Annotated in this window: 20 protein-coding genes; 2 read left to right on the top strand and 18 right to left on the bottom strand. The window is 49.6% G+C overall.

Annotation, left to right across the window (positions count from 1 at the left end):
• Positions 1–512: 512 nt before the first annotated feature.
• The 18 genes from AC6RNO_RS02175 to AC6RNO_RS02090 all read right to left on the bottom strand — a co-directional run bounded on the left by AC6RNO_RS02175 (position 513) and on the right by AC6RNO_RS02090 (position 22,150).
• Entirely contained in the window at positions 513–2,123 is a 1,611-nt protein-coding gene (locus tag AC6RNO_RS02175) for an FGGY-family carbohydrate kinase (RefSeq protein ID WP_497104385.1), read from the bottom strand.
• A 673-nt stretch (positions 2,124–2,796) separates the two neighbouring features.
• The gene (locus AC6RNO_RS02170) at positions 2,797–3,441 is read right to left on the bottom strand and encodes a GDSL-type esterase/lipase family protein (RefSeq protein WP_497104384.1); all 645 of its coding nucleotides are present in this window, start codon (positions 3,439–3,441) and stop codon (positions 2,797–2,799) included.
• A gap of 451 nt (positions 3,442–3,892) precedes the next feature.
• The gene (locus AC6RNO_RS02165; RefSeq protein WP_497104383.1) at positions 3,893–4,906 is read right to left on the bottom strand and encodes a glycoside hydrolase family 130 protein; all 1,014 of its coding nucleotides are present in this window, start codon (positions 4,904–4,906) and stop codon (positions 3,893–3,895) included.
• Positions 4,907–5,030: 124 nt separating this feature from the next.
• Positions 5,031–6,047, bottom strand: coding sequence for a sugar kinase (locus tag AC6RNO_RS02160; protein ID WP_474681008.1), 1,017 nt, complete (start codon positions 6,045–6,047; stop codon positions 5,031–5,033).
• Complete coding sequence (gene dagF / locus AC6RNO_RS02155; RefSeq protein WP_497104382.1) at positions 6,040–6,795, bottom strand: 2-dehydro-3-deoxy-phosphogluconate aldolase; 756 nt, start codon at positions 6,793–6,795, stop codon at positions 6,040–6,042. The genes AC6RNO_RS02160 and dagF overlap by 8 nt, the downstream gene beginning before the upstream one ends.
• Positions 6,788–7,900 (bottom strand): DgaE family pyridoxal phosphate-dependent ammonia lyase, encoded by a 1,113-nt coding sequence (locus AC6RNO_RS02150; RefSeq protein WP_497104381.1) that lies wholly within the window; start codon positions 7,898–7,900, stop codon positions 6,788–6,790. The genes dagF and AC6RNO_RS02150 overlap by 8 nt, the downstream gene beginning before the upstream one ends.
• Positions 7,878–8,993, bottom strand: a complete 1,116-nt coding sequence (locus tag AC6RNO_RS02145; protein ID WP_497104380.1) for an amidohydrolase/deacetylase family metallohydrolase — start codon at positions 8,991–8,993, stop codon at positions 7,878–7,880. The genes AC6RNO_RS02150 and AC6RNO_RS02145 overlap by 23 nt, the downstream gene beginning before the upstream one ends.
• Before the next feature lie 165 nt (positions 8,994–9,158).
• Positions 9,159–11,483, bottom strand: a complete 2,325-nt coding sequence (locus AC6RNO_RS02140) for a glycoside hydrolase family 3 N-terminal domain-containing protein (protein WP_497104379.1) — start codon at positions 11,481–11,483, stop codon at positions 9,159–9,161.
• An 8-nt stretch (positions 11,484–11,491) separates the two neighbouring features.
• A complete protein-coding gene (locus AC6RNO_RS02135) occupies positions 11,492–13,078 on the bottom strand; it encodes a response regulator (RefSeq protein ID WP_497104378.1) in 1,587 nt (528 codons plus the stop codon).
• Between the two features lie 11 nt (positions 13,079–13,089).
• Positions 13,090–14,877 carry a histidine kinase gene (locus AC6RNO_RS02130; protein WP_497104377.1) on the bottom strand — a complete coding sequence of 596 codons (1,788 nt, stop codon included), beginning with the start codon at positions 14,875–14,877 and terminating at the stop codon, positions 13,090–13,092.
• Between the two features lie 34 nt (positions 14,878–14,911).
• Positions 14,912–15,742 (bottom strand): carbohydrate ABC transporter permease, encoded by an 831-nt coding sequence (locus AC6RNO_RS02125; protein WP_474681002.1) that lies wholly within the window; start codon positions 15,740–15,742, stop codon positions 14,912–14,914.
• A 23-nt stretch (positions 15,743–15,765) separates the two neighbouring features.
• Positions 15,766–16,638: a carbohydrate ABC transporter permease gene (locus AC6RNO_RS02120; RefSeq protein ID WP_474681001.1), complete on the bottom strand. Its 873-nt coding sequence runs from the start codon at positions 16,636–16,638 to the stop codon at positions 15,766–15,768.
• Between the two features lie 94 nt (positions 16,639–16,732).
• The gene (locus AC6RNO_RS02115) at positions 16,733–18,046 is read right to left on the bottom strand and encodes an extracellular solute-binding protein (protein ID WP_497104376.1); all 1,314 of its coding nucleotides are present in this window, start codon (positions 18,044–18,046) and stop codon (positions 16,733–16,735) included.
• 340 nt (positions 18,047–18,386) lie between these two features.
• The gene (locus AC6RNO_RS02110) at positions 18,387–18,635 is read right to left on the bottom strand and encodes a hypothetical protein (RefSeq protein ID WP_497104644.1); all 249 of its coding nucleotides are present in this window, start codon (positions 18,633–18,635) and stop codon (positions 18,387–18,389) included.
• An 11-nt stretch (positions 18,636–18,646) separates the two neighbouring features.
• Positions 18,647–18,871, bottom strand: coding sequence for a winged helix-turn-helix domain-containing protein (locus tag AC6RNO_RS02105; RefSeq protein WP_497104375.1), 225 nt, complete (start codon positions 18,869–18,871; stop codon positions 18,647–18,649).
• Between the two features lie 603 nt (positions 18,872–19,474).
• The gene (locus AC6RNO_RS02100) at positions 19,475–20,356 is read right to left on the bottom strand and encodes a TolB family protein (protein WP_497104374.1); all 882 of its coding nucleotides are present in this window, start codon (positions 20,354–20,356) and stop codon (positions 19,475–19,477) included.
• A gap of 51 nt (positions 20,357–20,407) precedes the next feature.
• Positions 20,408–20,923 (bottom strand): VOC family protein, encoded by a 516-nt coding sequence (locus tag AC6RNO_RS02095; RefSeq protein ID WP_497104373.1) that lies wholly within the window; start codon positions 20,921–20,923, stop codon positions 20,408–20,410.
• Between the two features lie 213 nt (positions 20,924–21,136).
• On the bottom strand, positions 21,137–22,150 hold the full coding sequence (locus AC6RNO_RS02090; protein ID WP_497104372.1) for a substrate-binding domain-containing protein: 1,014 nt from the start codon (positions 22,148–22,150) through the stop codon (positions 21,137–21,139).
• Between the two features lie 369 nt (positions 22,151–22,519).
• Between AC6RNO_RS02090 and AC6RNO_RS02085 the strand changes: the two genes are divergently transcribed.
• Complete coding sequence (locus AC6RNO_RS02085; protein WP_497104371.1) at positions 22,520–23,227, top strand: deacylase; 708 nt, start codon at positions 22,520–22,522, stop codon at positions 23,225–23,227.
• 52 nt (positions 23,228–23,279) lie between these two features.
• A complete protein-coding gene (locus AC6RNO_RS02080) occupies positions 23,280–24,020 on the top strand; it encodes a YheC/YheD family protein (protein ID WP_497104370.1) in 741 nt (246 codons plus the stop codon).
• The last annotated feature ends 42 nt before the right edge of the window (positions 24,021–24,062 follow it).

Genomic DNA, 24,062 nt, shown 5'->3' with positions numbered 1-24,062 from the left:
GGTTTGCAGAGCTCATCTCAGGTCAATATTTTAAAAATCGAGGGAGCCGCATTCCTGTTAAAATGGTTGGGGCCTCCAAACGTCCGATAACGACAAAGGGTGGTATGACAATCAAGGGAATTTTGTGTCATTTATGTAGGGAGATTTGTGTCATTAGACACGTCCGACATTAGACAACATATGAGGGGGTTAATCGACTTATAAACATATGTACAAAATACGGGTTTTGTGCATATGTATTTTCGACCTCAAAAAACGCTTTTTCTTTTCTTGTGTACTGTCCACAAATTTAGTCCGTTTCGCGACACAAATTATGGTCTGTTTTATACATAAATATCACGGACTAAAAAAAACTAAGTATTGAAAACCGTTCCTCTTTTATAAGGAACGGTTCGTTATAACCAAACCAAACATTCGTCCCACGCCATGCTTACATCCTGTGATCATCATCGCATAAATTATTGCCGAGGTATTGTCTCTTGCTGATAAATTTATTATCTTTTGTTTAGGTGTCATTTCTTCCAATTTTCCACAAAATGATCTACCGCTGCCTGCTCAATAGCCAGCCCTTCCGTGTAACGCTCCATAAACAAGGCAAAGCCATTCACATCTGCGCTGTCAGGATAAACCTCTTGTCCTTCTGCATCATTGAACACTTTAGTGGTAAGGTAATCAGCCAAGCCCTCGTGCTGCTCCTTATTAACCATATAGGATGCCAAAATTGCCATCCCCCATGCGCCGCCCTCACCAGCCGTAGACATGATCGAAACAGGAACATTCAGTGCTGCGGCACACATTTTTTGACCAACTAGCGGCGTTTTGAACAATCCGCCATGCGCCAAAATACGGTCAATTGTCACATGCTCCTTCTGTGTCAAAATATCCATCCCGAGCCTTAGTGCAGCAAACGCGGTAAACAGATGTACTCTCATAAAGTTAGCCAGATTGAAGCGGCTTTCTGGAGAACGAACGAACAGTGGACGACCTTTTGCAAGCCCGGTAATGTTCTCACCTGAATAATAGCCGTAGCTTAGCAAGCCGCCGCCATCAGCGTCTGCTTCCAGCGCTTTGTTGAACAGGACGCTGAATAACTGATTCATATCGGGTTTCAGTCCCATTGCTTCATAAAATTCACGGAACAAGCCGAGCCATGCATTAATATCGCTGGAGCAGTTGTTAGCAAGAACCATGCCGACAGGGCTGCCATCAGGTGTAGTCACGATGTCAATCTCAGGGTACACGGATATATCTTTATCCAGTACAATCATGGCAAAAATCGACGTACCTACGGAAATGTTGCCGGTACGCTTTTTGACACTATTCGTAGCGACCATGCCTGTTCCGGCATCTCCTTCTGGAGGACATAGCGGAATACCTGCTTGCAGGCTGCCTGATGGATCTAATAGTCGGGCACCAGCTTCATTGAGATATCCAGCATGTTCACCAGCAGTATAAACTTTAGGTAAAATATCTTTAAGATTCCACGGGTAATCTTTATCGGCAATTAATTCGGCAAACTGCTTCACCATCTCTTCATTATATTGCAATGCAGATTCATCGATTGGGAACATGCCAGAGGCATCCCCCAAACCAAGAGCCTTGCTGCCGGTCAACAGCCAATGAATGTAACCCGACAAAGTTGTAATATAATCTATTTTAGTGACATGCTCTTCATCGTTTAAAATCGCTTGATACAAATGTGCAATGCTCCAGCGTTGAGGAATTTTAAATTGGAATTTCTCGGTTAGCTCCGATGCAGCTGTACCCGTTGTGGCATTGCGCCATGTACGGAACGGAACCAATAGCTCCCCTGCTTGATCAAGTGCAATATAGCCCTGCATCATAGCAGAACATCCAATTGAACCGATCTTTTGCAGTGTTACGCCATAATTATTTTCAACCTCTTGCTTTAATTGGCGATAGGTTTCTTGCAACCCGTTAATCATTTCATTGAGATGGTAGGTCCAATAACCGTCGATCAATTGATTTTCCCACTCATAATTGCTGGAACCGATTGTTTCAAAATTGTAATCAATCAGTATAGCCTTGATTCGTGTGGATCCAAATTCGATGCCAAGCGAGGTTTCTCCCCTGACTATCGCTTGTTTAATATTTTGATCCATGATGGCTTTGCTCCTCCATTAAAATGTGAGTATAAGTTTTGGTTATCATGGTGTGATGATAGCACTTGTAACTTAGTTTGTCAATTAAACAAACTAAGTTTTTCAAACAAAGTAGAGCAAGTGCGAAATGGTTCCCCCAAGGGTTCCCAGCCGAGTTGCGAATGAAGTAGGATAGAATCTTTTTATTGACCGTTTCCCAAAATGATTCCCCATCCGAATCGCATAGGTTCAATGGCACATCGGCAACCTTACTTTCTAATTGGATGAGCCATGTTTTACCCTCGATTGGCATCTTGTTGTTCACATACATTCGTATTTTATATTAGAATTTGCGTCTTCTAATAATTCAACAATTGTTTTAATAGGATTCTTTTGTACAATTGCATGTTTCTGGTGAAAATAAACTACCGATCTTCTCAATCCGCAAACTGAAATCCATATTTACAAGTAAATGCTGCACTCATTGATTTATCTGACACTTGAAATTGTTTTAATATTTTCTCTAGTTCAAAATCACCTCTCGATCGCAAAATAATACGTCGTACTTGCGCTGAGTCCAGTCACCGTAAAGCTCTGAGACGTTCCTGCTATTGCAGGGGTTGGCTCTCGGGTTGCTTGGGTCGCACTCCACCCTGCATTTCAATCGATCTTCAATACTTCCCGCGCCTCTATGCTACTTACGAGGGATAAGATATGGTGCCATTCCCATTGCAATAACTTGATGCCCCTTATCATTTGGATGGATGGGCAGTGATCCGCTCAAGGCATCCTCAATTTTTCCATTTCGATATCCATAGATAAGATTCGCTTGTTTTCCTTCGAACCATGCATGAGCGGGAGCAATACTTACATCGTAACTTTGGGCGAGCTCTTTCGTTATACGATTAAGTTTGTCTACTGACTCAACAGCAAGAGGACTGTTAGGGAATGGGTTGTACTGCGTGCAGCAGATGATGCGGGCATGGCATCCTTTTTTTATTTGGGATACAATGGCACCTAGGTTGCGTATATAGTTTGCTGCAATTTGTTTTGCGGCTAATGGCTGCTGATTTCGAAGTGAACTCAATGCTGCGTTTGCTAAATCCACGCCTCCGATCCATATCGAAACAACAGCAGCCTGCCGAATAACTGAAGCCCCCCGCCATATCACTGAATCTAACAGATCATCGCTGGTCCAACCAGGCCGAGCCATAACACAACAAGTAGCTTTATGGGAGCTTGAATTTAATGTAGATACGGTCAATTGGGGATACGCATTTGCAAAAGAGGAGGCGTTTTCCCCAAATGTGATAGAATCTCCAAGAGCTACATAGATCATAGCAATATTACCAACTCCTTAATTTATCAGACATACAACACAAATAACCAAATGAAAGAACAATGCTGCTTATTCCTGCATTTCATCAAGTGCATCTTAAAGGTATAATATTGCAATTATGCTAAGGTTGTGTGGGTATTAATAAGTATTGATTCAATTAAGAGTGATATGTGTACTGTAACAAAGTTCTTGTCATTAGTCGGTTCGATGACCATCGAATTCCACGTGCTGAAAAGGAATATTGGACAACTTCGAATGGCTGCTCCCGGTAAAGATCGCAACGGCAATGAGCCGCTTATCCTTATTTCGATAAGCGGCTCTCTATAAGTTCAAATAAAATGGATGCTACAAGCTATCCCATTATTTGCGCGGATAACCTAACGGGTTTGTCTGTTGAAGTTATCTGATTCAAATAAACGATTTCATTCATGCAGCTGTTAGCCCGTTCCCGTTAGACCTTTTGGGCCAGTAGATGATTAAGCATGTCTTCAAGCGGGACGGTAGCTAAAGCGATGGCCGTATCCGTTACACCGTAATAGATGTGCAAAATCCCTTCATCCAATACGCAGCCTGTTGGGAAAATCACATTCGGAATCTGGTAGCCGAACTTCTCGTAATAGGTTTCCGGCTCCATAATGAAGTTGGACGTTCTGGCCAGCACTTTATTCGGATTGTCCAGGTCAAGCAGCATCGCGCCTACGCGGTAGATAGTGTTCTGGTCTACGCCGTGATACAGCAGCAGCCACCCATGTTCGGTACGGATTGGCGGCGTGGAACTGCCGATTTTTTTGCCTTCCCAATCGTTCTCCGCTTTGGCCAGCAGAACAGGCTCTTCCCATTTCACCAGATCGTCGGAGTACGTGATCCAGATAGCCGCTTGGTCAGTGCCGAACGCTTCGCCAATATATTCTTCAGGTCTGCGGAGCAGGACGTATTTGCCGTTTACCTTCTCAGGGAAAAGCACGTTGTTACGGTCGTTGATTTCAAGCGGCGTTGTAGTCGTCACATATTCCCAGTCGGTCAGGTTCCGGGAGGACATCAGGATCGAGCGTGTCAGCCAGTGCCCTTCTTCTTCTCCCCAGCCGTCTGGATAGGTCGGAATCGAACGCTCCGGAATTCCGGTGCCCGTCGGATAGTAGTTCATCGCACAAGGCCGCACCGCAATCGTCATGTAGAAGGTATCATCAATTTTGACCATCCGCGGGTCTTGAACACTGCCGTATGGAAATCCTAACATATCCGGGGTTACGACTGGCTCGTCTGTGACATGCGTAAAATGTACGCCGTCTTCGCTTTCCAGTAGGCCCAGGAAGTTTTTGCACGGGGTAAGCGAACCGGCGGTCCGTTCGATCATGTAATATTTGCCGTTATCTTTGACAACGGCCGGATTAAATACGGTAGCCAATCTCCATTCATATCCACCGGGTACTACGATGGGGTTTTCAGGATGTCTTGTAATTTTCATTGATTGTGCCTCCTTGATCCAATGCATCTTGGTCATGTTGAAATGTTATTATAATATCCCGAATATGGCGTTTCAGCGGCCCGAGCCATGAATGAAAGCTATTGATGCTGTTCCTTTAATGACGTTAACGCTCCACATCTCTAACGGCGTGATCCATAGCGCGAACAACATCCTGTTCGGAAGCCATCGGCGTATCCCCAGCTACAGTGTGCGCCAGCATCCCAGCGGCCGCCGCAAAAGCAACGGTTCGCTGGGGTTCGAACCCTTCTAGCTCTCCGTGAATGATCCCACTCGCAAAAGCGTCTCCGGCCCCGATCCGGTCATACACCGGGAACGTCAGAAGATCGGAATGGACAACAGCCCCTTCTTTAAAAAGATAGCCCTTCAAGCTATGACGGTTATCGCTTTGGATGGACCGGTGCGTTCCGGCGGCCGCCTGCAGACCGTAACGTTCGGCGACAGCCGGAATCAGCTCCGCCAGTTGCTCTTCCCTCGACGTGCGGCTTGTATGCAGCCCAAGCACATGGATCGCGTCTTTTTCGTTCATGAAGACGATATCCGCGAGACGCAGCATGTCTTCATAATGCGGCCTGGCTTTGGCGTAACCCCCGTCTCCCCACAAGCCCGGCCGGTAATTGCAGTCGAAAACCACCTTGCCGCCGCGCTCTTTTACCGCCCGGGCAAAAGCCTTCATCGCCTCCCTGACGTTATCGTTCATCGCCAGTGTAATACCGCAGAAATGTGCGGCATCCAGTTCGCCTGCGATTCCCTTAAAGTCGTAGGTTCCTGCCGGAGCCGTATTGAAGCTGCTTTCCTGGCGATTGGAGTAAGTGACACGGCCAGGTCTGAGTCCGAAGCCGTTCTCCAAGAAATACATGCCGATATACGCCCCGCCTCTAAGCACACGGTTAGTGTTTAATCCGAGCTTCCGCAAATAAGCTTCGGCCGCATCCCCCAGCGGGTTGTCCGGCAGCCTGGACACCAGGCGCCCATCGTGACCGTATCGGGACAAGGCCGCCGCGACATTGACCCCGGTTCCCGAAAAGGAGTAGCTGAGCGTACTGCTCTGCGTTAAAAGATCATAGCCCGGCACCGTAAGGCGCATCATAACCTCTCCAAATGCCGCTATACGTTTAGGCATAATGGTCGGCCAGCTTCATCATCATTCCATGCAGCTTCTGCACATCCCGGATGATCGTCAGACCAGTAGAAGCGTCGATGATAGAAGAATAAACGTGCGGAATCACCCGAGGCACTCCGGCCTCCAGCGTAATGCGCAAAATCGCTTCAAAGTTGTCCAAATCGATGCCGCCCGTCGGTTCCAACGCAAAACCGGCCTCTGCACAAGCTTTTGCAACGGCACGCAGCTCTTCTTCCCGTTGCAATCCTTGCATCGGGAAATATTTCAGAGCGTTGCCACCCATATCTCTAACCAATGCAATGGCCGCCTCGACAGGCACCACTGCAAGTTCCTTCTGTGCCGCGCTGACCGGACCGGTAGAGATGTTGACATAACCAGGCCTGCCTGTCGGCGAAACAAGGCTGTTAATCCAGCTGTCTCTACCGCCCAGGTTGGCGCGGGTAGCTCCTACCGCCGGAAACACTTGATTGATATGACTGCCCGGATAATGCTTGGCGATTTCCGCAACGACAGCGGCCTGCCGGTTATCGCCGGCGCCCAGACCGATGGAAACCGCATCGTCAATTTCCAAGCCGTAAGCTTTCATCGCTTCCACGGCTTCCGGCACCGTGCCGTAATCTTTGGATAAAACACCGATCAGCACATGCCCTTCCGCAGCTTCAAACACCTCCTTAGCGTTGGAGATGTTTTTGGCCAGAACATTTAAAGCCACCCGATGTTTGTAAAATCTTTTTGCGATCTCAGACATGGTTAGAACCTCCCGTTAACTCCCGGATTCTGGATTCGATGATCATGATGTCGTCGCCCGCCAACGGACGGGGATCGATGTCAAAGTAGCCCTGTCTTACGCCGTAATCCCGGGTATAAATGGCGATGTCGCCGTTTTGAAGCTCCTCGTTCAACCGTTTGGCGCTGATCCCCGCCACCGTTTCGTCCACCTTGACGCGGCCTCTATAAATCGCCCGGCCCGCTTCATCCTGAACGATAGTCACTTCCAGACCGGGAATCCGGCTGAGCGGCATCAAAGCCTGCAAGGAAGCTTTCTCCTGCTCGCTGTTATCTTTTTTCACGGCATATTCATCCAACGCCTGGAGCAGGCCGAAAGTGGTTTCTTTGCCCACCTTCATGCTGCGGCCGATGCCGTGCAGCTGAACTTTCAACCATTCGATATAAGACTGCTTCCCGGCTACGATGCCGGAGGTCGGGCCCTCGATCGCTTTGGAGCCGCTGTAAATCGCCAAATCCGATACTTTTACATATTGTTGCAGGTCTTCTTCTGCCGCCGCATCCACGATGAGCGGAATCCCTTTACGTTGCGCGACTTCCCATGCCTCTTCCACGGAAATCATATTTTTTTGCACGGCATGGTGGGATTTCACATAAAGGATCGCCGCCGTCTTATCCGAAACGGCATCGGCTATGTGCTCGGCCCGTCCTTCATTCGCGTACCCGACCTCAACAACCTTGCCGCCGCCGAGGTAAACCATCGTTTCAACCGGAGCGCCGTATTGCACGTTATGACCCTTCAGCATGATGATTTCATTCTGTTCAATGGGTTCCTGATGCAGACGCACGCTTGTCCGACGGTCGCCCTTCGTGACGATCGCCGCAACGGACAACACAATGCCACTGGAAGCGGAATTAACGACAACCGCGGCTTCGGAACCGACATGCCGGGCTACGTAATCGCCTGCTTTATCTACCAAATCCGCTATCTCCACATAGCTTTGCCCGCCTTGTCTCATCGCTTCCATAACGGTGTCCGTCGGTGCCGAAACGCCGAGAATGCTCATCCGCCCGCTTGCGTTGATAACCCGTTTCAGCCCGTATCTAGCATTTAATGAGTTTGTCACCTATGATTGCCCCTTTCGCTTCAATTCGCCGCACCACCGTTCTCGTTTCTCCTTCCGAATCGATCAACGCGATCGGCCGTTCCTCCAGCCCGAACAAGGTCAGGTTGGCCCGGTCGCCGACTTGGATTCGCCCGAGCTCCGGCCGTTTCAGCCACTCGGCAGCCCGTACCGTCACCCAACCGATGGTTTGCTCGAGCGTGTAACCGAGGTAGAGGAATTTGCTGAGCAGGTTGGACATGCTGTATACGGGGCCATTCAGCCGATTGCCGCGATAAATGTCCGTGCTGATCGTGTTCGGGTCTATGCCATGCCGCTTGGCGGCTTCCGCTACCCGGAACGAAAAACTCGCCGTCCCGTGCCCGACGTCCAGATGAACGCCGCGGCGGACGGCTTCCCGAAGCACTTCCAGCGGTTTGCTGTCTTCGTCAAACAGATTGTTGCTTTTTCCGTTCAAGTAGTGCGTAACCACATCCCCGCCGCGCAGCAGCGGCATCACTTCGCGGATATCCGGCGGCGCCGATCCGATATGGACCATCAGCGGCAGCCCTGTCCGCTCAGACAGCTCGCGGGCAATCAGCAGCGGTTGAATGCCGCTTTCCCCAACGACGCTTCGGCTGATTCTTGCCTTCAGACCGACGATGAGATCGGGATGCCCCGATACAGCCTGAAGCAGCTTGTCCCGATCGATCCACTCCAACCGGCTTAACTCGTCGACCCGCAGCAGTCCGATACGCGAAATGTTCAGAAAAGCCAGCAGCCGGGTATCCGCTTTCCGCCCGCCGGCGGCCAGATCACCGATCCGATCGGCGCCGCAGCTTCCGGCATCGACAATCGTTGTGACCCCCTGCTTAACCCCGATTTCATCGATTTCGTCGCCATAGGGATCAAACTCCGGAAAGGCGTGTACATGCAGATCAATCCAGCCGCTGGAGACATATGTACCGGGTTGCTCCCAAATCTCGCTTTCCGAATCCGCGCCGCAAGAAGCCGCGCCTCCGGGAACAATATCCGTAATGATTCCGGCGTTAATCGCCACATCCACTTCTTCTCCGCTCACCAGGCGGACACGCCGCAGTAATAAGCTTCGATCCATCGGCTTACCTCCTGCCTCAATGAGATAAACCTCTTTCGAGGTCTTTCAAAGATGAACGACCGCGTTTAGAGGTAGGTTTGCTTGTTATCATCTTATTTGTTGCTTACTTCTATAGTAATTCAGGAAACTGCGAGAAAATATCCAATGGAATTGCGATTCTATCCGCTAAATTGTAAATGATCGTACGACGCTCAATTCGGCGGAAAGCGTATCGGTCGCGCTGCCGCCGACCTTAACCTCGATCCGGCAAGGCTCGACGGCGAACTCCATGTTCCGGTTCCAGACAGCCAGCTCTTCATGCCCCAATTCCAAAGTAACGATTCGTTCTTCGCCCGGATGCAGGTTTACTTTGCGGAAGCCTTTTAATTCGGCAATCCGACGGGTAATTCCCGATTCAAGGGCGCGGATATATAGCTGCACGGTTTCCGCCCCGCGGACGGCACCGGTGTTTTTTACCTTGACGCTGATTTGGACCGTGTATCCTGCGGCAAGCTCCGCCGAAGAAACGGCCCTTTGCGAAAGCGTCAATTCGCTGTACGCAAAACGGGTATAGCTCAAACCGTATCCGAACGGATACAGCGGAGCCGAAGGCATATCGATATAGTTGCGGAGACGGTGCGCCGCTTTCTGGTTGTAATATACCGGCAGCTGCGCCGCGGAGCGAGGCAGCGAAACCGGCAGCCTGCCGCTCGGATTCACCTGGCCGAACAGAATCTCCCCAATGGCAAGACCGCCTTCCATGCCGGGATACCAGGCGCATAGAAGAGCGTCCGCCAGCGGCTCCAAATCCGTCAGCTCCAGCGGGCGGCCCTGAATCATCACCGCAATGACCGGCGTACCGGTAGCGGCCACCGCTTCCGCAAGCCGCTGTTGCATGCCGCCCGGCCGCAGGTCGGCCAGATCCACGCCTTCGCCGCAGTCCATTTCGGACGGACTGCCTTCGGAAATGACGGCTTCCCCGTTGCCGTCAAAATCGCCGCCGAACTGGCGGGCGCTGCTTCCGCCCAGCACCAGCACGGCAGCGTCCGCTCCGGCGGCGAGCTCTACGGCCGCAGCCAGGCCGGCGTCCGACGTATCGCGGATGCCGCAGCCGAGCGCGTGCACGACCTCAACCCCGGACGGCGCCGCTTGGCGGATGCCTTCCAGAACGGTGGTTCCCCGCCCCTTGCGCTGCACGCTGGTATAATCGCCAAGCTGATTGTACAGCCGGTCCGCATTGGGGCCAATCACGGCGATTCGCCGCTGTTTGTCCGCCTTCAGCGGCAGAATCTCACCCTCGTTCTTCAGCAGGACGACCGATTCCCGCGCGACCTGCAAATTCAGCCGCCTCATGCGGTCGCTGCCGACAACAGCCAGCGGGCGCCGCTCATCGGCGTACGGCCGGTCGAACAAGCCAAGCCTGAACTTGAGCGTCAGCACCCGGACCACGGCGCGGTCAATGTCCGCTTCGGACACAAGCCCTTGGGCAGCCGCCTCCTCTAGCGTCGTAAAGGCCTTGTCCCACAGGCTTAAGTCCACGCCGGAGGTCAAGGCAATCGCCCCTGCGCCTTCATGGCTTCCGGTCAAAGCCAACAGGCGGTCAACCGCCTGACCGTCCGCCATGACGATGCCGTCAAATCCCCACTCCTCCCGCAAAATGCCGGTCAACAGCTTGTCATTGGCATGGCACGGCACGCCGTCGATTTCGTTGTAGGCGGCCATAAAACCGGCCGCGCCGGCCGCGGCACCCGCTCGGGCTGCCGGGAGATGGATTTCGCGCAGCTCGCGTTCGCCGATATCCGCGGGTCCAGCGTTTCTCCCCCCCTGACCTGCGCCCTGCGCACAGAGATGCTTCAGCACCACAGCAATGCGATCCGGGCCGGCCAATTTCTCTGCGCCTGTCCCCTGCATGCCGCGCACCGCGGCCGCCGTGAAGGCGGCGGCCAAATAAGGGTCCTCGCTGTAGCATTCCTCGGAGCGGCCCCAGCGGGGGTCGTGAAGAATATCCAGGGCGGACACCAGCCCGATATGTGCGCCACGGCTGCGGATTTCGGCCGCCACGTGGCCGTAAGCCTCCTCGAGCAGCTCCGGATTCCAGGTCGAGCCCGCACCCAGATTGACCGGCAGCATCGTACCGTCCAGCGCCTGATGCCCGTGCGGGCACTCTTCCGTCAGCAGTACGGGAATGCCGAGCCGCGAATGCTCGATCACATAACGTTGAATTTGGTTTGCCGCAACCGCGCTTTGTTCCGCGGTAATGCCGTTGGAATAGTCGACCCCGGACCAGGGGTCGCTGCGAAACAAACCGTATAAAGCGCCCATTCCGCCATACGCTTCCACTTCTTCTTTAAATGCATCCGTAATTCGGAACTCCCCGTTTTCCATTTTGTAAGCGTCCCAGCCGTACATGCGCTGATTCAACTGTCCGACTTTTTCCTTCAATGTCATGCGGGACAATAGATCCTGAACCCGTTCCTCCAACGGCAGTCCGGCCTGTTTGTATGTCTCCACCGTCCGCTTCACCCCTTCTCGGTTTTACTTGCGCGAAGTCCTCTATATTCCTTGGGCGTCAAGCCTGTAAACGATTTAAATACCGAAACGAAATATTTGTATTCCTTGTAGCCGACCTGATCGGCAATTTCAAACACTTTGTCGTGAGTCGTCGCCAGCAGCGCTTTCGCCTGCTCAATGCGCAGCTCGTTCATATATTCCGTGAACCCTTTACCGGTACTCTGCTTGAAAATATAACTGAAATAGCTCGGGGTGATCTTGAGCCAAGCTGCAACCTCCGAAGCCTTGAGATCGCTTCGATACTGATCGTTCATATAGCTTTTGGCTTTTTCGATAATCCAGTAGGAACGGTCGATGCCGTTTTTCTCGATCAGCGCGAGCAGTTCCGACATATCCCGGTTCGCCGCTTCCTCAAGAGCATGATACGAATTGTAGAGATTCAAATCCAGTGAAGGACGGCTGCCGTCGAGTCCGGTCATGCCGCTTTTTCTGAGACGCTGGCGAAGCAGCGCGAACAACTCCTCGCAGACAGCGACAACCTCCTGCAGCAGGTAAGCTTCCTTTTTAAAGAAATGAAACATATCGGACACTTCCGCTTTCAGTTCCTGTTCGTCCTGCTTGAACAACGCGGCGACCAGATGCTGCACCCGCGCCGATACATCCAGCACTTCCGGCCTGCGGCCCCCCTGCCATTTCGCTTCATAGGCGGCATTCAGTACCGGTTCATGCTCCAGCACGTAGTATTTCAACCTGGACGCCGCTTCCGAACAGCGCTGAGCGGTCTCGTCCAAATGTCCGTACGGTTCCGACGCACCGCAGTAGAACTGCGGTTGTCCCGACGAAGGCAAGGTATCTTGCCGCAGCAGCAAATCCCACTCCCCCTCGTCCATGAACCGGTCCGACACGGCCAGCGTGATCAGCAAATTTTCATGGTCAAAGATGGAAAAGGGGCGCAGCCCGGGATTCTCCAGCCGGCGGTGGAGCGTGTGAATCCATTGCTCCTGGATACGCTCGTACTGGTCGGGCCGCACATCCTCATAAAGCTCATAGAAGCATGCCAACTGGCTGGCCAGAATCCGGAACTGGACGCCGTGCAGAGGCGGAGGCGTCATTTTTCCGTAGGCGATGCCGCTTCGGGCCATATTCGCCAGCCACAGCTTCACGTCCTGGTCTCCGCTTGTATTCCTTCTGCTTCTGATGCCTTCCACCAATTTCTGCACGACTTTGGTCAATTCTTCTACTTCCACGGGCTTCAGCAAATAATCGTTGACCCCGAGCCGCATGGCTTGGCGGGCGTAACCAAAGTCCTCGTATCCGCTAATAATGACCATCTGCGTATCCGGGTAACGCTGCCTGAGCTGCGCGGCAAGCTCCAAGCCGTCCATACCGTCCATCCGGATGTCCGACAGCAAAAAATCGGCCTGCACCTGCTCCATCAAACGGAGCGCCTCTTCACCGTCATATGCCTCGCCGATGACCTCGACGCCGAGCTCCTCCCAATCGATCGTGCAACGCAAACCCATGCAAATGATCGGCTCGTCGTCCACGATCAGCATTTTGATCCGCCGCAGCTCCGCAGCTTCCTGTTTGCCCATGAGATGCCCTCCTAGCTTTCGGGCTCCGGCCCGGGAAGTCTTAAGCGGATTCCCGTACCTTCATCCGAGTTATGAATGATCTCCAAACCGTACTGTTGTCCAAAAAAGATGGTGACCCGCTCATGAATGTTCAGAAGTGCGCCGATGCGGCCCGCCGAACGCTCCATTTGCCTGCTCGCCAAAGCATGGCTGATTTCAAAAGCCCGATCCGGCGGCATGCCTTTGCCGTTATCGGTTACATCGATCCAAATTTCGTCTTCCGACCTGTAGCCGATCACTTCAATGATGCTGAAGTGTTTCTTCTTATCGATGCCATGTTTGATGAAGTTCTCGACTAGCGGCTGAATCGAAGCTTTGAGTGCGGGAGTCTCTTCAATCCCGGGTTCCAGATAAAGCTTGTACATCAGCTTGTCGCCCAGGCGAAACTGCTGCAAAGATAAATAGGTCTGAGCAAATTCGATTTCTTTGGCAAGCGTGGTCTGATAATTTCGGTTGCCTGCGCTGGAACGAAAAAATTTGGACAGCATCTCGATCATACGGCTCGATTTGTCCGCTTTTTCCAGCCGCGCCGTCCATCGGATCATATCCAATGTATTATACAAAAAGTGAGGGTCCATCTGGTTTTGCATCAGCTTGAGCTCGGACTCCCGTTCTCTAAGCTCCAGCTTGTATTTGTGCTCGATCAGCTCTTCAATGGTCGTGACCATATCGTTAAATTTACGATTAAGCTCGGCAATTTCATCCTGGGAATCTATGGGAACCCTGGCGCTGAAATCGCCGCCGGCTACCCGTCCCGTCTCTTTCTTCAGCCTCAGAATCGGCCGGATGATCGTCAGGTTAAAGCCGAATAAAGCGACTAAAGCCAATAGAAGGATCGCGGTCAGTATAATCATCATGATGGCCTGGACGCCGCGCAGCTGTTCGGAAATATTCGCTTCTGAGACCATGGCGATGATTTTCCAATCCGTATTTTCCATCTGGTTGTACAAGACCAAATACCGTTTCCCCTGTACCTTATAGTTGAGGAAATCTTTTTTGCCGGAAGACAGCTTCTTCAGCAGCGTTTCATCCGGAACATAACCGCCCGGCATCGCGGCCTTGGAAGATAAGATCAGATTGCCTTTCGGTCCTACGATAAACACGCCCCCCGCTTCCGCCTCCAGCACGCCTTTCTCCAGCTGGGAAGCGATGCTGGCTTCATCCAGCCTGATCGTCAGTTCGCCGAGCGGCTGAGTAATCTTCATGTATGAATTTAAGATGCGGATCATGGACAGCACCCGCACCTGACCATTCCAGGAGCTCTCCAGGGTGTGGCCTTCACTCCAGAAGATGCCGCCTTTTCGCCCGATGGCTTCTTCCTTCCAGCGGCTTTCATCGCCGGTGAACGGCTCGCCCATTTTGATCTGGTTCCCGTTATACCCCGTAATTTCGATAGAGCGGATATAACCTTTGGACATCAACTGGAAGGTCAGAAAGTTTTCAATATTGTTCTTGAGATCCGCTTTGAGCTCATTATCGAGCGGCGGTCCGGTCCTTAAGTAGCTCCGCATATCGGGACTTAAAATGAGGTAGTCGGCGATATCCTCAACCATCTTTGTCTGTTCTGACAGCTGGCTCGTCACATTATCCAGGTTGCGTCGGGTAGAGCTGATAAACTGCTCGCGTAGCACCTGATTGTATTTGTACTGCACAACGACGCCGACCCCTATCGTCGGCAAAATGACGAACAGCAGGAAGATGACAAGTGCCCTGCGTTTTAAGCTTAAGCTGCTCAGACGTCGGATGTAGCTTGTCTTCATGTCATCTCTCCTTTGCTGTCAGGACGCAGATTGATCAGCCTTTAACTGCTCCTGCCGTCATGCCTGTTACCAATTGCTTTTGCAGCAGCAGATAGAAGATAATGATCGGAATCAATGCGATGGTAAGCGCAGACATTTGCAGCGTATAGCTAGCGGTTTCGATACCGACGAAATTGGACAAGCCCAACGGCAGCGTCTTCAGGGCGTTGGATGTAATCAAAACGAGTGCAAACAAATATTCGTTCCAATTGTATATAAAATTCAGAATGATCACGGTAGCCATGGCCGGACGGGTAATCGGTAAAATGATGGACCAGAAGATCCGGAAGATGCCGGCCCCATCCATAACACCCGACTCCTCCAGGTCTTTCGGGAACCCCCGCATGAAACCTTCCAGAATAAATACCGTCAGAGACAGGTGAAATGCTGTATATGGCAAAATGAGCGACAGATATGTATCGATTAGGCTCAGCTTTTGCATGATTAGAAAGATCGGAATCAATGTGGCATGAATGGGAATCAGCATACCAAGCAGAAACAGGCTGTAGGTTAATCCGCGCAGCTTAAAGGAAAAGCGGGCCAGGAAATAAGCGGCCATCGATCCGAGCAGCACAGTCACGATCAGTGAAGCAAAGGTGATAAGCAAGCTGTTAAAGAAATAAACGTTCATGTTGGCGATTCTCCACGCTTCCGCATAATTGGAGAACTCGAAGCCGGACGGCAGCGAGAACGGATTTGCCGCATACTCTTGCTCCAACTTAAACGAGTTTATAACCATCCAAAAAATCGGTACTATATTCATAATAGCGAACAGAATCAAAAATGTGTATGCGAATATTAGGAATAACGGAGACTTTTTCTTCATTCAACGTATTCCTCCTTTCCCTCTTAATCTTTCTCACGGGTGATCCGGTTGACGAAGGAAATGACGATAAGACTGAACAGCAAAATCATAATGGAAGCCGCACTGCCGTATCCGTAGCGTAAATTCACGAAGGCGCTGTTGTACATATAAATCGTCATGACTTCCGTCTGGTGAGCCGGTCCGCCGCCCGTCAGAACCTGTATGAGATCGAATACGCGGAACGAGTTGCTTATACTGTATACGATCGTGACCATTAAGGTGCTGCGGAGCATCGGAATGGTAATGAACCGGGTCTTCTTAAAGCCTGTAGCTCCATCCAGCTCGGCGGCTTCGTTGATCTCGTCCGGAATGTTTTGCAGAGCTGCCAGGAACATAACCATGTACAAACCGCAGTTCTGCCAAATATAAGCCGCGCTGATTGATAGCATCGACCATTTGGAATCGCCAAGCCAATTCTGCTGCCAGCTATCAAGTCCGAAAAAGGCGAGCAGATTGTTAAGCAGTCCGTATTCGGTGTTGTAAACCATTCCAAAAATCAGGGATACCATGACCGAGGAAATGACGACCGGCATAAATCCGATGGTCCGGAAAAAGCCGGAGCCCTTCAACCCGCGGTTCATCAGCAGCGCCAACAGCAGTCCGAGCGGAATTTGCCCGATCAGTCCGGTGATCATAATAATAACGTTGTTCTTGACCGACAGCCAAAAGGTATCGTCCTGCAGCATTTGGATGTAATTGTCCAGTCCGATAAATTTCATGGAACCAATACCGTTCCAGTTCATGAGCGAGTAGTAAAGCGAGATGCCTATCGGAACGATCGCGATGCTGAGATAAATCACCAGCGCCGGGAACAAGCCGATAAAGATGGCGTATCTGCTTCGTTTCAAGGTTTGCATCAGCAGTTCTCCTTTCGGTCAGCTTTGGCTTTGAACAAAGAAAACCCGGTATGCGGGTTTTCTTTGCATCGGATTAAGCCTGTTTAACTGAGCATTAATTCGTAATGTTGTCCATTGCTTTTTGCGCATCCGCTGCTACTTGTTCAGGGGTACCGTGTCCTACAGTCAACGCCTGCAGGCCGTTTTGAATAACGTCCACCACCTGGGTCGGAATCATGCTGTCGAATACAGGAGCTGTTCCGTTGCCGGTCAGGTTAAGCAATTGTTTCAGATAAGGGTTCGCATCCTGGGGAATATCCACTTTCGCCGGAACAACGACGCCGTTGCTGATCAATGCTTTATACAAATCTTCACTTACGAAATACTTAAGGAATTCTTCGGCTGCCGCCTTCTTCTTCTCATCCAAGCCGCTCTTGATTGCGATGCCGTACTGTACGACACCCGCGCTTTTTTTCGGATCCCCTTTACCGCCGTCCACGCTTGGGAACAGGGCAATGCCGAATTTGCTGCCGTCTTGGTTGTTCACGCGAATTCGGGCATCAACAGTGGAAGAGGAAATGTGCATAGCGGCTTTGCCTTGAATAAGATAATCCTGTCCTTGTACGGTGTCCATATTATTGGCATCCACATTAAAAGCTTTAAGTTTGGTCAGTTCGTCGATGACGCTGATGGCTTTCACGAATTCCGGATCGGTAAACTTGGCTTCCTTGTTCACAACCTTCTGCAGAAAGTCGCTGCCTGTAAAGCGGTCGCCGATTATCGACAGATACGAGGACTGGAGCGGCCATTTCTCTTTGTTGCCAAGCGAGATCGGCGTAATGCCGGCGTCTTTCAGCTTTTTGACCAGATCGATAAATTCGCTGTAGGTTTTAGGAAACTCATTGTAGCCAACTTTGGCCAAAAGCTCTTTGTTGTAATAGACGATGTCTACAAACGTTTGTTTGGTCGGTACGGCATACTGATTGCCTTTCACATTGAAGCCTTTCAGTGCCGCTTCCGGCAGAATGGACTTCCAGTTGTCCAACAGACCGTTAATCGGCTCAAGCAGTTTGCCCTCTACCAATGGATCCATATCCGCCCCTGGCCAAACAACGTTGATGTCCGCCAAATTGTTTGCCGCAGCCATTGTATGGATTTTTGTTTTGTATTGCGCGGAAGGAACCTCGTCCGTCTTGATCACGATGTTCGGATGTTTTTTTTCAAACTCGGCAATTCTCGCCTTGTACACGTCATTGTCGATATTGGGCGTCGTCCATGGGTGCATCATGGTCAGCGTCACTTTATCGCCTCCCGCCGATGCTCCGTTTGTACTCTCCGAACTTTTATTTCCGCAAGCCGCGCTGAATAAGGCAAGCAGGGAAACTAGACTTAAAAGAGTTACTTTCTTTCTTATCTTTCTGTTCTTCATCGTCAACCCTCTTCTCTAAAGTTTTTTTGTTTGTTTTCTCCGGCTCCAGATCATTGCTACTTTGTTTAGCGATCTGTTAGATTTAATTATAGAAGGTATGTCCAGCGGGCTATATCCCATAAATGTTTGATTATATCCGTAAATATTCAGATAATTTATAAGAAGGGCTTTTTTTTTAGAAAAAAAACGATTTTAAAAAAACAAAATTAAAAGATCCTTTTCAAAATTATTGTAAATTTGTGCAACTTTTCATCATGTCTCTCCATTTCATAAAGTTACCCGCTTTGTTACACATAAAACAAATATCATCAAATAAATTCCATCTTGCTACTCCAACTCCCTATCGGCTTTCCGGCTGCTTTTTCACCACGCTTTTAAATCGCCTCAGTAAAAGAAGGCCTCGCCCCTTTTTAGGGGCGGGCCTTCTACTTCGCAATGCCGGCGTAGGGATATCCAGTGGGACACTGAATATCGAGATTTTGGTTACCTGCCCTTTTTTCTTTTGGTGCGATAAAAAGGAAGCCGTTAAGCGGGTAACAATTCCATCGGTCGAAGGAAGAAACGTTTCTGTCACGATGGCAATTCTCATCCAGCGCCTCCTTAGATCTTGTTGAAGCGATAGCCGGCACCCCAAACGGTATCGATATATTGCGGATTGCTGCTATCCTTCTCGATTTTCGATCTGATTCGGTTGATGTACACCGTGACGATCGTATTGTCGCTAATATAATCGAATCCCCAGATTCGTTCGAAGAGCCTTTCCTTGGAGAAAACGATATTGGGATTTCTGGAAAGAAACAGCAGCAGCTCGAATTCCCGGAGCATGATAGGCCAATTCCTTGTTCGCGCGATTCACTCTGCCTTTGCGCATAGACCACGCCATCTCTGCGACGCCAAGTCCTCGGCTCTCTCCGGTGAAGGCATGGGATTGCTGTATGACCATGGGCTCCGTGTTGCCCTTTAGAATAACCTTGACCTCACCGCCAAAACGGTTAGGATCGGACATGTACATGAGGCCATTGGTGCCAAACAGCACAAGCGTCGGCTTCTCCGGAACGATGAGTATGGAATTGGCGTCGAATAGAATTGTTTCACGACATCGTAATGTGCAGTCGGAGCGGTCAGATTTACTACGATTTCAATCGAATCGTCCTCCAGTATCTCTTCCATGGAGAGCGCTCTGATGTATGCTTTTTCGAGGTCTGTTCCACCTTGTCAGGATCGCGATCGCAACAACCGACCACATCCAATATACGAAAGCGGTTAATCATTGAACTCAAATACGCCTCGCTAATCCTCCCACAGCCCACTACTGCAACTTTAACCGGTTTCACTGTGTCCATGCCCATCTTCCCTTCCAGATATATGTAGTCGCTGCCCGGGGTTGAAAGGTCATCACTACGCCCCCTTCTTTCCAGGACTTGAACGCTACTGCTTCAGCCGATATGAAACAAAAGCCAGTTTACGGCTGTCCGGCGCCCACGAATTGACATTTATCGTTCCCTGACCGCCGAACAGTCGGGCAATCGTGCGCGACGGTCCGCCGCCCGCAGGCATTAGACGCAGTTCCACCTGTTTATTAGCCGGGTGTTCTCCGGGAGCCACATCACCTTTGCGGTAAACCAGATAGGATACCCATTCGCCATCCGGGGACATATGCGGAAACCAACAATTGGCTTCTTCAAATGTCATTCGCTCCGGGTTTTTCCCGTCATAACCCATGCGCCAAATCTGCATCAATCCGCTTCGTGTCGAATTAAACCATATCCAGCGACCGCAGATCGAAAATTCAGGTCCGTCATCCAACCCGGGAAGGTCAGTAAGTTGGATCTCTTCACCACCGCTCGCCGGAATAGTAAAAATATCATATTGTCCGTTTCTTTCCGCACAGTAAGCAAGAGTCGAACCGTCCGGAGACCAACCGTGCAAATAGCTTGGACCGTTCGGCGTCACCAGTACCGGTACCCCTCCCTCAAATGGAAGAACGTATATTCTGGACAACGCATCCTCTTCCGTAAAATGGCTAATTGCGATTTGAGCGCAGTCGGGAGAAAGTACATGATCATTATTGCAGTCGATGGCAAATCCGGTCTCGATCTGCCTTATCGTTCCGGTATCCAGCTCGTAGGTGTACATAAGGCCGTTGCTGTTATACACCAAAAATCGGCCGTCTTTCGTCCAGTTGGGAGCCTCGATGACCTCGTCGAACTCCCGCAAAACAGTCCGTTCGCCTGTTATGATATCTATCGTTTCCAGAATGCTATAGGAATCCCTTTCTTTTATTAAAGCCCGAAGGGTTTGAATATCCATTTTTCGTTCTCCTTTGTTGTTTGAATGGGCATGTACTTTACTTTTCGATATCTAAAGATCCTTTACTTCATCTAAAGCTTTTGCGCTCCCTTGGGCAAGGCGCTGCACCAAATCGAGATTGTCGGCTCGGTTGTTGATGCTAAGCTCCAGTCCAAGCTGAGCTCTCGTGTCCACGTAGCTGTAAGAACCTTTGGCAAAATAGCCAATATGGTACGGGAGCTCTGCTCCGATGTCGGCCAGAGTCCGATACATGGACTTGCGGTCATCCACGTACAAGCAGAAATGGAAAACTCCCGGTCCGTGTTGATCGAGAAAGGTTCTCCAGGGACTCGGAGATTCGGCGGGCTGCATAAGCTCCAGGATCAGATTCTCCAATTCGTACTTGGCCACCTTGCATCCCATGTATTCTGCTGGTTTTCCATACGTATAGTGAAGCACTCCCTCCATCTTCAGTGTCTCGACAGTTGCCTGTTGAACGCCCAGCACTTTAGCCCAATTGGCGCTTGCCTGTTCCGCATCATGGACAACAAGGCAAATCTGTGTAAGCATTGGCATCGGTTGTGTCATCGTACTTCCACTCCTCTGGTTATAAATTGGATTAGAGCATAGCAAAGAATCCGGAAAACGAACCGGGATACCTTCATAAAGACTCTGTTATTTATGTTATCGTTAACACATCACATAAGAGATATGTGTTAACGTTACCACATTGGCGAAACAAGACCCGAAATCGAATGCCGAAGGCGAATCAATTCCAAAGTTCCTGCATCGTACGCCCGACTAGTCGCCATGCCATTCCCTCACCGTATGCCGATCCATCAGAAATGGGTCTATTCCGATCGTGCGGGATGAGGCTTTCGTGTCTTCCATTCTTCGTAGAAGCAGTTGCATAGTATGATCACCGATTTCTTTGAACGGTAGTCCGACCGATGTAATCGGTGGAGAGAGCAGGGCCGACAGCGTGTTGTCGTATCCGATAAGCGACAGGTCGTCCGGCACGCGAAGACCGCGTTCATACAAAACTTGCATCACGCCGCAAGCATAGATGTCCGAGGTCATAAAAATCGCCGTCGGAGGACGCTTCGCATCCAGTAGATCGCTAGCTGCCTTCCGGCCGGCGTCCACAGAATAGTCGGGCTTAACCCTTATCCACTCCTCTTGCGGCGTTATTCCTGCCTCGTTCAGAGCATCAAGGTATCCCTGGTAACGGTCCACTTCAACCTGATGTCCCAGCTTGGCGCCGATAAAAGCGATACGTCGGTGTCCTTTATTCACCATATGACGAACGGCGCTTTGCGAACTGACGCGATCATTAACCACAATTCGATCTACCAAGGGCATTTCATAGGTCCGTTCAATCATCACAACGGGTATATTTTTTTCGATCAACCGGTTGATTAAATCCTTTGAAAAGGCACGATTCGAGGTAATGATAGCTCCGTCCACACGGTGACCGATCAAGTCGTTGACCTGTTGCTCTTCCTCACCCAAGCCATTGTGGCTCGTAAGAGTCAGCACATGATAACCGCTGTTCGAGGCAGCAACATTGATTGCAGAGCTGATCTCCATAAACTGCATGTTAGCGCTAAATAGCGTCAAATGCCCAATGATTTTGCTTTGACTGCTTTTCAGCCCCTGTGCAATCTTGTTCGGAATATACCCCATCTCTTTGATGATCCGCTCGATCTCCTTGCGTTTCTCTTCAGACACGTAACCGTTATTGTGCAGAACCCTGCCGACGGTTGCAAGAGAAACGCCCGCTGCTTTTGCTACATCCGCCATCTTGACATTCATATTAGTCTCCATGATTCCATGTGTTATCGTTAACATGTTATCAAACATTCTAACTTATGGCAACATGTTTAATTTTCGTATTCCGCACGCCAAACGGATTTCTTCGCTGCTGCGAAGGAAGCCCTATTTCTTTTGCACGATCTGGATATGGATCCCGCGTTGTTATAAAAAGCCGCAATTTATGCGACTTTAAAAGGACAATGTTTGTGTCGTTCGACAATCCATTTTTGCCCGGATCATGATAAGTTTTTCTGCCGCGGCTGGAAGAGATATTTGTATTAATGGAGCGTTTGCTGTTTGTGCTAATGTCCGTTTCGTATGGACAGATCGGAACGTACATTAGTCACTAACTGGGAGGTGACTACTGCAATGCAAATATCGAAACTTCTTTTAGCAAAAGGGACTAAGTTCGAAACACCTTATTACATTATCAAGGGGAACACTGTGAGAAAAACAGTAATGATAACGGCGGGGATTCATGGGGATGAAACAGCAAACGTACTCGCGGCTAATAAACTGGTGGATTTACTACGGAAGAACATCCTCCATATCGACAAAGGAATGTTGATTATCGTTCCAATCGTCAATCAGATCGCCTATAAGAAACGTATCAGAGGTACTCCCGATTTGAATCGGACTTTCCCACGTAAACCTAACGTTGCAGCAAATCACCCGCTAACGGCCGCGCTATTTCGGTTGGCGAAGCAATTTCAACCTGAATGGTACGTTGATCTGCACGAAGCCAGAGGTTTCTCAAAATTAGACCCAAGCGTATTAGGGCAGACATTGCTTACGAATCCAAATAGTGAAGCAATACCATTAATTAGACGCCTTACAAATCATATGAACCGTTCTATTTCTAATAAATCAAGGCAATTTTCAATTCGTATACGTTCTTTACCTGGGTCTGGCCGTACCGCTGCGTATCGCTTACTAAAATCAAACTCCATCACTGTGGAGACGAGCTGCAGTTTACCTAAAGCAGTTCGAGTAATGTACCAGATGAAGGTATTACGTTATCTTTTGAATAAGACTGGTTTTATCAATAAAAAACAAAGACGACATACTCGGCAATAGTTTAAGCATCGGTCTTGGGTGAGAAATATGATCAGTTTAGGAGGAAGATCGTGTGAAAAAGGTAAAATATAAAATGGGTAAATTAGGAAAGTACAATTTCATGAAGAAATATAAAATGATACGCAAATTCTTGCCAAACACTCGAAAAGCAACTTTGTCTAACATTAAAATAATGCTGAGATTGTATGGATCAGTTTACCTAAAACCTGATGAGGGAACAGGCGGTCATGGGATATATAAATTAACTAAGGAAAAAAATAACTTTATTTTACGCACCGGATCGAATGTTCGTAATTTTAACTCATTGAATGTCTTATTTGATTCGATTCAAAGGAATCTAATTAGAGATAAATATATTGTTCAAGAAGGAATTGTATTGTTAAAACACAATAATCGTCCGTTCGATATCAGAGTTATGGTACAAAAGAATGAAAAAGGAATATTAGATGTGACTGGGATTATTGGGAGACAATCGAAGCGTAATAAAATAGTAACAAATTATCATTCTGGTGGAACTCCCTTACCTATAGATACCTTGCTCAAGTCACATCTGAATGACGAATCAAGGAAACAGTACATTCAAATAATTGAGAGATTAGGGAAAGATGCAAGCACTGTCCTTCGTAAAAGTTATAGAAGTAAACGAGCATTCGGAGTTGATATAGCAATTGATTATAAATTGTATCCCTGGGTCTTGGAGATTAATACAGAGCCTGATATGAGCATCTTTAACACTTTGAAGAACAAAACGATGTACAAACGGATTCTAAGATACTCAGAAATAAAAGGATAAGCTTTGGACTGAATTTATACGCTTTGCGCATGGAAAAAGCGG

The organism is Paenibacillus sp. sgz302190, assembly GCF_059820445.1.
Note: the sequence above shows the minus strand (reverse complement) of the source record. Positions and strands in the feature narration are given on the sequence as shown.

What these genes read in the sequence shown, in the direction of transcription:
- AC6RNO_RS02085 (WP_497104371.1), top strand. Translation starts at nt 22,520, where the DNA reads ATGCAAATATCGAAACTTCTTTTAGCAAAAGGGACTAAGTTCGAAACA.
- AC6RNO_RS02100 (WP_497104374.1), bottom strand. Translation starts at nt 20,356, where the DNA reads ATGGATATTCAAACCCTTCGGGCTTTAATAAAAGAAAGGGATTCCTAT.
- AC6RNO_RS02125 (WP_474681002.1), bottom strand. Translation starts at nt 15,742, where the DNA reads ATGAAGAAAAAGTCTCCGTTATTCCTAATATTCGCATACACATTTTTG.
- AC6RNO_RS02160 (WP_474681008.1), bottom strand. Translation starts at nt 6,047, where the DNA reads ATGCCTAAACGTATAGCGGCATTTGGAGAGGTTATGATGCGCCTTACG.
- AC6RNO_RS02165 (WP_497104383.1), bottom strand. Translation starts at nt 4,906, where the DNA reads ATGAAAATTACAAGACATCCTGAAAACCCCATCGTAGTACCCGGTGGA.
- dagF (WP_497104382.1), bottom strand. Translation starts at nt 6,795, where the DNA reads ATGTCTGAGATCGCAAAAAGATTTTACAAACATCGGGTGGCTTTAAAT.
- AC6RNO_RS02135 (WP_497104378.1), bottom strand. Translation starts at nt 13,078, where the DNA reads ATGGGCAAACAGGAAGCTGCGGAGCTGCGGCGGATCAAAATGCTGATC.
- AC6RNO_RS02105 (WP_497104375.1), bottom strand. Translation starts at nt 18,871, where the DNA reads ATGCTCCGGGAATTCGAGCTGCTGCTGTTTCTTTCCAGAAATCCCAAT.
- AC6RNO_RS02095 (WP_497104373.1), bottom strand. Translation starts at nt 20,923, where the DNA reads ATGACACAACCGATGCCAATGCTTACACAGATTTGCCTTGTTGTCCAT.
- AC6RNO_RS02090 (WP_497104372.1), bottom strand. Translation starts at nt 22,150, where the DNA reads ATGAATGTCAAGATGGCGGATGTAGCAAAAGCAGCGGGCGTTTCTCTT.
- AC6RNO_RS02115 (WP_497104376.1), bottom strand. Translation starts at nt 18,046, where the DNA reads ATGAAGAACAGAAAGATAAGAAAGAAAGTAACTCTTTTAAGTCTAGTT.
- AC6RNO_RS02170 (WP_497104384.1), bottom strand. Translation starts at nt 3,441, where the DNA reads ATGATCTATGTAGCTCTTGGAGATTCTATCACATTTGGGGAAAACGCC.
- AC6RNO_RS02110 (WP_497104644.1), bottom strand. Translation starts at nt 18,635, where the DNA reads ATGAGAATTGCCATCGTGACAGAAACGTTTCTTCCTTCGACCGATGGA.
- AC6RNO_RS02130 (WP_497104377.1), bottom strand. Translation starts at nt 14,877, where the DNA reads ATGAAGACAAGCTACATCCGACGTCTGAGCAGCTTAAGCTTAAAACGC.
- AC6RNO_RS02120 (WP_474681001.1), bottom strand. Translation starts at nt 16,638, where the DNA reads ATGCAAACCTTGAAACGAAGCAGATACGCCATCTTTATCGGCTTGTTC.
- AC6RNO_RS02145 (WP_497104380.1), bottom strand. Translation starts at nt 8,993, where the DNA reads ATGGATCGAAGCTTATTACTGCGGCGTGTCCGCCTGGTGAGCGGAGAA.
- AC6RNO_RS02175 (WP_497104385.1), bottom strand. Translation starts at nt 2,123, where the DNA reads ATGGATCAAAATATTAAACAAGCGATAGTCAGGGGAGAAACCTCGCTT.